Annotated in this window: 6 protein-coding genes; 5 read left to right on the top strand and 1 reads right to left on the bottom strand. The window is 38.9% G+C overall.

Going from position 1 to position 4,971, the window contains the following annotated elements; genetic code table 11:
- The 3 genes from sufD to IQ229_RS12815 form a co-directional block, all read left to right on the top strand.
- Positions 1-644 (top strand): Fe-S cluster assembly protein SufD (gene sufD, locus IQ229_RS12825; RefSeq protein ID WP_194044232.1); only part of this gene is annotated, 644 nt, incomplete at its 5' end.
- A 49-nt stretch (positions 645-693) separates the two neighbouring features.
- Positions 694-1,956, top strand: a complete 1,263-nt coding sequence (locus IQ229_RS12820) for a cysteine desulfurase (protein WP_194044230.1) — start codon at positions 694-696, stop codon at positions 1,954-1,956.
- Positions 1,957-2,174: 218 nt separating this feature from the next.
- Positions 2,175-2,807, top strand: a complete 633-nt coding sequence (locus IQ229_RS12815) for a Uma2 family endonuclease (protein WP_194044228.1) — start codon at positions 2,175-2,177, stop codon at positions 2,805-2,807.
- A gap of 61 nt (positions 2,808-2,868) precedes the next feature.
- Here the strand turns inward: IQ229_RS12815 and IQ229_RS12810 are convergent, their stop codons facing one another.
- Positions 2,869-3,990 (bottom strand): ParB/RepB/Spo0J family partition protein, encoded by a 1,122-nt coding sequence (locus IQ229_RS12810; protein WP_194044226.1) that lies wholly within the window; start codon positions 3,988-3,990, stop codon positions 2,869-2,871.
- 286 nt (positions 3,991-4,276) lie between these two features.
- Here IQ229_RS12810 and IQ229_RS12805 point away from each other — a divergent pair, with 286 nt between their 5' ends.
- Both IQ229_RS12805 and IQ229_RS12800 read left to right on the top strand, forming a co-directional pair.
- Complete coding sequence (locus tag IQ229_RS12805) at positions 4,277-4,498, top strand: addiction module protein (RefSeq protein ID WP_194044224.1); 222 nt, start codon at positions 4,277-4,279, stop codon at positions 4,496-4,498.
- The gene (locus IQ229_RS12800; RefSeq protein ID WP_194044222.1) at positions 4,495-4,794 is read left to right on the top strand and encodes a type II toxin-antitoxin system RelE/ParE family toxin; all 300 of its coding nucleotides are present in this window, start codon (positions 4,495-4,497) and stop codon (positions 4,792-4,794) included. Before IQ229_RS12805 ends, IQ229_RS12800 begins: the two co-directional genes overlap by 4 nt.
- Positions 4,795-4,971: the final 177 nt, after the last annotated feature.

Below are 4,971 nucleotides of genomic sequence, written 5' to 3'. Positions count from 1 at the left end.
ATGCCCAAGTGAGTCACACTAGGGTTGAGCAAGAAGGTACAGAGGCTTTTCATATTGGGAAAACTGCGATCGCTCAAGCTCGTGATAGTCGATATACTTGTCATGCCATAACTTTAGGTGCAAAGTTGTCGCGGCACAATTTGGAGATTTTGCAAACTGGTGAGCAGACACAAACTACTCTCAATGGGTTGACGATAATTTCTGGTAAGCAATTGTCTGATACTCACAGTGCGATCGCACTCAATTATCCTCACGGTACAAGTGACCAATTGCATAAATGTATTGTAGGCGATCGCGCTCATGCGGTATTCAATGGTAAAGTTTTTGTACCCAAACCAGCGCAGTTGACAAATGCAGCCCAGTTGAATCGCAATTTGCTGCTATCATCCAAAGCCAGAGTTGATACCAAACCCCAATTGGAAATTACTGCGGATAATGTAAAGTGCGCCCACGGTGCTACCGTTAGCCAATTGGAAGATGATGAAATATTTTATCTGCAAAGCCGGGGAATTGATGAAAACGATGCTCGTAAGTTGTTAATCAACGCCTTTGCTGCCGAAATCATTAACAAAATACCAGTTCCTTCTCTACAAGAAATCTTGTTAAGTACAGTCAATAATCTTAAGTCTCTGACTAATGACTAATGACTAATGACTAATGACTAATGACTAATGACTAATAACTAATCTACCAATGACTTTTACTCCTACCAAAACCCTTGCTGATAAAGTTCGCGCTGACTTCCCGATATTGCATCAGGAAGTCAATAAGAAACCTTTGGTTTATCTCGATAATGCTGCGACATCGCAAAAGCCTTTGTTCGTATTAAATACCCTACGGGATTATTACGAGCAATATAATGCTAACGTGCATCGAGGTGCCCATTCTCTGAGTGCTAAAGCTACTGATGCTTATGAAGGTGCTAGAGATAAAGTTGCCAAATTCATTAATGCTGCATCCCGTCAGGAAATTGTCTACACCCGCAACGCAAGTGAGGCGATTAACCTAGTCGCTTATAGCTGGGGAATGAATAATTTGCAGCCTGGGGATGAAATTATTCTGTCGGTGATGGAACACCACAGTAATATTGTGCCTTGGCAATTGGTAGCGCAAAAAACGGGTGCAGTACTGAAATTTGTGGAACTCACACCAGAAGAAACTTTTGATTTGGAACAGTTTAAAAAGCTGATTTCTGAAAAAACAAAGTTAGTGTCGGTGGTGCATATTTCTAATGCTTTGGGTTGTATTAATCCAGTTGAAGAAATTGGTGCGATCGCTCACAGCTATGGTGCTAAATTCTTAGTTGATGCTTGCCAAAGTGTCCCCCGCTTCCCTGTCGATGTACAAAAAATAGATTGTGATTGGTTGGTAGCATCTGGCCATAAAATGTGTGCGCCAACTGGGATAGGATTTCTGTATGGCAAGTTAGAATTATTGGAATCAATGCCACCATTTTTTGGTGGTGGTGAGATGATTGCAGAGGTGTATTTAGACCATTCCACTTATGCAGAATTACCGCATAAATTTGAAGCTGGTACACCTGCAATTGGAGAAGCGATCGCACTTGGTGCTGCGATCGATTATCTTAGCAGTATCGGCATGGATAAAATCCACGCCTACGAAGCAGAATTAACCGCTTATTTGTTCCAACAATTAGAGCAAATTCCCCAAATTAGAATTTACGGCCCCAAACCAAATGCAAAAGGTGAAGGGAGAGCCGCTCTTGCGTCATTCACAGCCGGAGAAGTCCACGCCAACGACTTATCTACATTATTAGATCAAGAAGGGGTTGCTATCCGTTCTGGACACCACTGCACACAACCATTACACCGTTACTTAGGTCTTGCTGCAACCGCACGAGCAAGTCTATCTTTCTACAATACCCGTGAGGAAATTGATATTTTCGTCAAAGCACTGAAAGAAACTCTTGACTTTTTTGCAGGTTTCCTTGCTTAAAGTTACAAAATATTCAGATAGTGATTGTGCCAATTATCAGCAACATATCTTGCTAATAGTTGGCACAATTTAATTATCTGGATTCTTTATAGGAGAAACTAAAGTTTTGAAGCTCATTGGTCAAATGGTTGAAATTGACTTGAGCGAATATTATATTAATGACATAGGTAAAATTATTGGGATTTTATCTAACATCCTGACAGAAGAAGTATTGTCATATGCTTGTCAAGTCAACGCCTGCTGAACAAAGAACAGTGCTACAGAACATTAGCTGGGAAACCTTTGAAGCCTTGCTGAGAGATACAGGTGAAGATAGAGGTTCTCGGTTTGCTTATGACTGCGGTGTTTTAGAAATCATGACTCCACTTTTTGAACACGAAAACCCCAAAAGTAATTTTGGTAATTTTATTATTGCTTTAGCTGAAGAATTAGGGATTGAAGTGAGAAGTGCTGGTTCTACAACATTGAAGCGGAAAATATCAAAGCAGGGAATAGAACCAGATACTTGCTACTATATCCAGAATGAACTAGCTATTAGGGGTAAGCTAACTTTAGATTTAGAAAATGATCCGCCGCCTGACTTAGCAATTGAGATTGACATTACTAGCAGTTCAGTTAACAAATTGGGGATTTATTCAGCCTTGGGTGTAACTGAACTTTGGAGATATGATGGACAAAATTTAAAATTTTATCAGTTGATAGATGGGCAATATGTCGAGTGTAAGTTTAGTATTGCCTTTCCTATAGTTTCAGTGAGTGAGATAACCAGATTTATTGAGCAGAGTAAAAGTATTGGGGAAATTGCGTTGCTGAAATCCTTTCGCGCTTGGGTGCGGGATAATTTAGGGTAAATTCCACCTCATTTATGAATATAATTCCTAGCTAATTTTTTATAAAAAATATCTAAGGCATTTACTTCTTAATCTTGTTCAGGCTATCAGATAATCTATTAATAGCATCTAATTCTGTACCATATTTCATAATAGCTTCCCATTCTTGAGATAAATCTTCAAGTACTATCCAATTACATTTTTGATTCATCTTAAGAGCCTGAAAACTGGGTCTAGATAATTCCTTCTTAACTTTTTCAACACGCGACTGAGGAACTACTACATAAAGTGGAAAATTTAAATTCGGAACGAGAGCAACTAAATCTGCCATTCTTAGTAAGCCTGAGTAAATAGACGTAGTACATTCAATCTCGAAAGCTGCTGTAATCTGGTTATCACCACTGAGCCAAACTACATCAATAAGCGCAACTATTTTTTGTGCATTATCACGAATTCCCAATTGTGGTAAAGAATCCATACTAAAGCTGCCTAATTCTTCTTTCTCCCATATACGTGAGCGATCATTAGAAGCAATCCACACTGAGCCACAAAGCTTTTGACCTAACTTAGCTAATATCCACTGCATTCGTGTATGTTGTGTTTCGCTATGTTGTGTTTCACTAGTATTTTCAATACTGGTAATCATTTTGAAAGCCGCATTTACACTTTTGTGGTTCAATTTCTTTCGTAATGCCTCTGCTTTTGCAAGATTACCAACTAAAAGTGCCTCATCAATAGCTGATACAACTTTACGAGCCTTTTCATAATTAATACCACTTCCTATACCAACCCTCTTCGCTATGACATCCCTAGTACTTCCCACGCCAAATCCTTTACTTCCCTGACGCTGACGAGAGTTAGTTCGCTCAATAGCTTCCCAAGTTAATCCTTCTCGGCATTTTTGCTCTATAGATTTTTCTCTGTTAGCATTCTCCAGTAAAAGAGCTTCTAATTCAGCGATTTCATCAGTAAACTCTTTTTCTTCAATAGGAACTGTTACCCAACCTAGATATGACACCGCTTTCCAACGCCGATGTCCACTGATAATTGTACCTTCTGGTGTAACAATAAGCGGTTTGACCCATTTAGACCTTTCAATATCCTGAGCTAGTTGCTCAATATCTTCGTCGCCGTAAATACCTTCATTTTTTGGATGTGGATGAAGTTCAACAATCTTGCGTTCTTTAATCTGAATGTTTGCCATTTAGTCTAATTACGAAGTCACACTGTGTCTGATGTACTACTCTAATCTAACAGTGGTATTAATGTATCAAAAAGAGCAAAGAATCAAAATATATTGCTTGTTTGAGTCTAAAAGGCGATCACACCCTCATTCCTTAACGCTATGCAAGTGGAATTACTGCACTGTTTACTAGCTGCTGGAACATTTACCGAATCAGGTAAACTTGATGCTTTACTTTATTGTGAATAAGATAAGTAATTTACAATCTAAAATAAGATTATATTGAGCAACTACATTAACAACAACCATGCATCCCATATTAAAAGTCGATATTTCTGAACTAAGTGTATCTGAACGTATACAGCTTGCTGAGGACTTATGGGACAGCATTCTTACCACACCCAATGAAGTTCCTCTCAATGATGAGCAAAAACAAGAATTAGATAGACGCTTGGAGATACATCGTCAAAATCCAAATCAAGGTTCAACCTGGCAATCCGTGAAGCAAAGACTAGGTTTAACTGAATGAGCTATCAGTTAATAATTAGTCCAGAAGCAGAACTAGATATTCAAGATGCTTTTGAATGGTATGAGCAACGTGATTCTGGAGTAGGTTCGGAATTTGTACGTGCAGTTGATAGCTGTTTAGCATTAATCGGACGTAACCCTTCAGCTTATCCAGTAGTGTATCGACAAGCGCGGCGATTATTAATACGTAGGTTTCCCTATGGTGTTATTTATATTGTAGAAGAAGATGTCATCACTGTAATTGCTTGTTACCACGTCAAACGTAATTCTAAACAATGGCAGAGCAGGAATATTTGAACGCTTTTATGTTCTCGCCTACAATCACCGGAAACATCTATAATTCCTGTTCTCAAATAAGTCATTAATAATAGTGTAATCAAAGCGATCGCACTCCACAAAATCAACTCAAAGAATCTGGATCTATCCCCAACTTTCGAAGTTCTTCCGCCAGCCTTTGAGTGCGTTGTTCAGCAG

This window comes from Nostoc cf. edaphicum LEGE 07299, from assembly GCF_015207245.1.
GTDB lineage: Bacteria > Cyanobacteriota > Cyanobacteriia > Cyanobacteriales > Nostocaceae > Nostoc > Nostoc edaphicum_B.
Note: the sequence above shows the minus strand (reverse complement) of the source record. Positions and strands in the feature narration are given on the sequence as shown.

What these genes read in the sequence shown, in the direction of transcription:
- IQ229_RS12820 (WP_194044230.1), top strand. Translation starts at nt 694, where the DNA reads ATGACTTTTACTCCTACCAAAACCCTTGCTGATAAAGTTCGCGCTGAC.
- IQ229_RS12815 (WP_194044228.1), top strand. Translation starts at nt 2,175, where the DNA reads ATGCTTGTCAAGTCAACGCCTGCTGAACAAAGAACAGTGCTACAGAAC.
- IQ229_RS12810 (WP_194044226.1), bottom strand. Translation starts at nt 3,990, where the DNA reads ATGGCAAACATTCAGATTAAAGAACGCAAGATTGTTGAACTTCATCCA.
- IQ229_RS12805 (WP_194044224.1), top strand. Translation starts at nt 4,277, where the DNA reads ATGCATCCCATATTAAAAGTCGATATTTCTGAACTAAGTGTATCTGAA.
- IQ229_RS12800 (WP_194044222.1), top strand. Translation starts at nt 4,495, where the DNA reads ATGAGCTATCAGTTAATAATTAGTCCAGAAGCAGAACTAGATATTCAA.